We start from the raw sequence: 3,889 nt of genomic DNA, 5'->3' as shown, positions 1-3,889 counted from the left end.
GGTATATACAATTTGTAATGCGGCCAGTCGAACCAGCTTCTGATGGTATCAGCACAAAGAATGCCTCCCGACGAATTGTAAAGCTGCAGTGGCTTACCGTAATATGGATCGGGAGGGCTCATGGTTTTTAATGCAGGATTGTTGTATACCAGGTCTTCCATCCGCATCCAGTTGCCGGGTGCATGCCGCAGGTCGTTGGGGTCGTCCCATATGGTATGTGTGCTGTACCAGGTAGCGCGGCAACGGCCTATAGCCCTGCCAAAATCAGTAGCCTGGTCATAATCAATAGCGGCATTGTTCTTCTTTAATGCATCCGTTGTTCCCCTGTTGCCGCTGGGTGTGATAATATTATTGGAAAACCAGTAGGGTACCGCCTGTCGCATGGTGGAACCGCCGCCGCCAAAATCACCATTGTCTTTATATCCGTCCCTGTCTATTACCAGCATCAGGGCCTCGGTGTTCTCGGCTCTTGCTTTGTTAAGCGGGCGATGCATATCCCATACAACATTTCTGGAAGCATCGTCTTTGTCAACACCAAACCGCTCTGTCATCAGGGCATGCACGCCTCCATTTATAACACGACTGGCAGATGCAATGGCATCGTCGAAATTGCCTAACGCAAGGTTCACTTTGGTAAGCAAATGGCTTACTGCTCCTCTTGTAACCTCACCGCCGGCGGCAACTTCAGGAACCCACTGTTCCGCAAATTCCAGGTCCTGCTTCATTCGTTGAAGGATCACTTCCCGTTTTACCGAGTAAAAATCAAGCCTGGGCGCGGTTACTTCTTTCATTACGGTTGGGATGTCTCCAAATTCATGCGTAAGCATATAATACCTGTAAGCCCTGTGAAAATAAGCTGCTCCCAGTACCGCATTTTTTTCCTCTTCCGATTTCCATTGGGGTTGATCAATATAAGAGATGGCGGTGTTGGCATATTTGATGCCCTTATAACCTTCATACCAGTACCAGCCGATCCTGTTGAAATCAACATGGTTTAACTGTGCGGTAGGTGTGATCTGCAAATCCAGATCCTGTGCCGGCCCCGACTTATCGGTAGTGCCTTCTACGGCCATCTCCGAAAAGATCAGTTGTGAAATAATAGGAGCCCCATCTCCAAAAAATTCATAACGCAAATTTCGTTCGCATGCCACCAGAACGCTTTTTAAACCCTCGGGCGTATTGAACGTATTTTCGGGAGTATAAAAAGATTGTGGTTTGGGTATTAAAAAGTCTTTCTTGCACGAAGCCGTCAGTGCAATTGTTGCAATTGCTATTATGGATAGTGCAGGTTTATATAATATTTTCATTTTCTGATATTTTTGTAGTGACTGGATATTGTGCTCTACGACAACATTTCTATAATGTAAGATTCAAGCCCAATGTATATATCCGTGGGGTTGGACCACTGTTTTCCGGATCCCAGTATGTCCATTCCTGTGCATAAATCGCTGCATTTTTAATTGTGAAAAAGAATTTCAGATCCTGCGTGCTGATCCTTTTCAGCAGGTTTTTAGGAACTGAATAAGCGAGCGCAACATTGTCTAAGCGGATGAATGATTTTTTACGGTATATGCTGTAACTCGCACTGCCATCATTAGAAGCCAGCCGTGCGTAATCGTTTATTGGGTTTTCCGGAGTCCAGAACGGGAATGCATAGGAGTTCACGCGATCGGGAAATGCATTGCTCCTGTTCTTGGCCTGATTATAAGTGGCCATATGACCCCAGTATGAATACATCATGAATGAAAAGCTAAAGTTTTCAAAGAAAGTAAATTCGTTGCGCAGTGTCCACCGGAAACGGGGCTCGGTATAGCCCAGGAACTCCCTGTCGTCATCGGTATACTTAGCGTCGCTGTTTACGTCTTTGATCTTAAAGTCGCCCGGATAAACACCGTATGTGCGTGCCTGGTCGAATTCACTGGTTTGCCAGATTCCCAATGCGTTTTGATCCCATACAACGTCTAAAGGCTGACCAATAAACCATTTATTGGCTTTGTCATCTGCTTCTTTTTCTCCAATCACATTCCCGTTGGCGTCTTTTACATCTGTTTTGGAGCCATACAGGTGTACAATTTTATTGCGGTTCAATGAAAAGTTCAGGGATGTATTCCAGGTAAAATTATTCCTTTGAATATTTCTTGAATGGAGACCTATTTCCACACCGGAATTGTTTACCTGGCCAAGATTATCCCAAACAAAGCTGAAGCCCAGGATGTCGGGCAGTGTACGTTTAACCAGCAGATCATTTGTTTTGCTCTTATATACATCAATGCTTCCATCCAGCCTGTTATTGAGCAATGCAAAATCGAGCCCCACATTAAAAGCTGTAGTGGTTTCCCATTTCAGTAATTTGTTCTGCATATTGTTCACGTATAATTGGGATACCTGCTCAATGTTCCCATTGGGTAATACGTGTAAGTATTTACCGGTTTGCAGATCGGATAATGCCACATACCGGCCGATGTCTCTGTTGCCGTTAAGCCCGTAACTTACTCTCAGCTTGCCATAGTTCAGCCATCCCGATTTCAGGAATGGTTCATCACTGAATACCCAGCCTATTGCTGCCGAGGGGAAAGTAGCTCTTGGATTGCTTTGTCCGAATGCCGAGTAGCCGTCACGCCTTGCCGTTAAAGTAAGCATGTAGCGGTCTTTATACGAATAAAACAAGCGTGCCATCAGGGCGTCCGCTGTACTCACTTCGTCGCCAAACTGGGTGCCATCGCCCTCATCGCTGTACACACAGGTATTACAGGGAACAGTGGTGGTGGCAGCTCCCATATTGTGGTAGCTCAGCACATCGCTGGGCTGAAAGCCGGTGCCCACCACCTTATTGCGCCATACCTGGTATTTTTCTGCATTGGCCAGTAAGGTTACATCTACATGATGATCCCTGCCGATATTTTTGCTCCATGTCAAAAGGTTATCTACCTGCCACTGATAAATGTTCCGGTTTTCCCTTGTGGCTATACCGCCAACATTTACCCAATCCTGGTATTTTGAAGATTGCCCGTTAAAGTAATTGTACCATTCAAACCGCGGTGTAAAGTTTACCTGATATTTTATATCGAAAGGCAGTGAAACCTTTGCATAGATGCTGGAATTAAGAGTATAATATTTTTTCAGGCGGTCGGTATATTTTGGAACGGCAAAGGGGTTCGCTCCGCCGCTGGCTTCATCATTTGGTCTGTAGCGGTAATCGGTTGAATCATCATTCCAGAAAGAGCCCCAGGGTGAATTGGATGTGATCAATCCCCAATCTACAGGTATGGCGCTTTCATCGCGCACACTAAACTGGGTGTTGGTGCCCACACTTAAAAAATCTGTTACTTTAGCATCTATGTTGATACGGGTACGCACTACATCATAATCATCACCTACAACAACACCCTCGTTTTTCATATAGCCCATAGACCAGTAGTAGCTTATCCTGTCCTGCCTGCCGGAGAGGCTTATATTATAATCCTGGCGTTGGCCGTTATGGAACATCATATCATACCAGTTCAGGGAACGACCGGCTTTATAGTTGGCTATTTCAACAGGTTGCAGATTCAATCTTTGCAGCCAAACCGTAAGAGGATCGGCAGTGGGATTGGAATTATCGTAAGCCAGCCAGTCGGCAACAGATATGTTGGATGGCAACTGGCGCGGATCGTCAAACTGGTATGGCCTTGCATTGATGTTCGTACTGTATTGCGCATTTCTTCTCCAGGTATATAGAAATTCCTCGGCATTGTATACCCTTTCATTAACGCTCATGGTGGCAAGACCGCTGCTTGCATTAAAATTGATCACAGGTTTACCGCTTTTGCCCTTTTTGGTGGTTACCTGAATTACACCGCTTGCCGCTTTAGCACCGTATACGGCTGCAGAGCTTGCATCTTTTAGTACG

General features: G+C 45.6%; 2 protein-coding genes. Both read right to left on the bottom strand.

Going from position 1 to position 3,889, the window contains the following annotated elements:
* A partial coding sequence (locus PLH26_RS20810) for a RagB/SusD family nutrient uptake outer membrane protein (RefSeq protein ID WP_324587942.1) occupies window positions 1–1,307 on the bottom strand: 1,307 nt, incomplete at its 3' end.
* A gap of 49 nt (window positions 1,308–1,356) precedes the next feature.
* Window positions 1,357–3,889: SusC/RagA family TonB-linked outer membrane protein (locus PLH26_RS20805; protein ID WP_324587941.1), on the bottom strand; the 2,533-nt coding region annotated here is incomplete at its 5' end.

The organism is Agriterribacter sp., assembly GCF_035444585.1.
GTDB lineage: Bacteria > Bacteroidota > Bacteroidia > Chitinophagales > Chitinophagaceae > Agriterribacter.
Note: the sequence above shows the minus strand (reverse complement) of the source record. Positions and strands in the feature narration are given on the sequence as shown.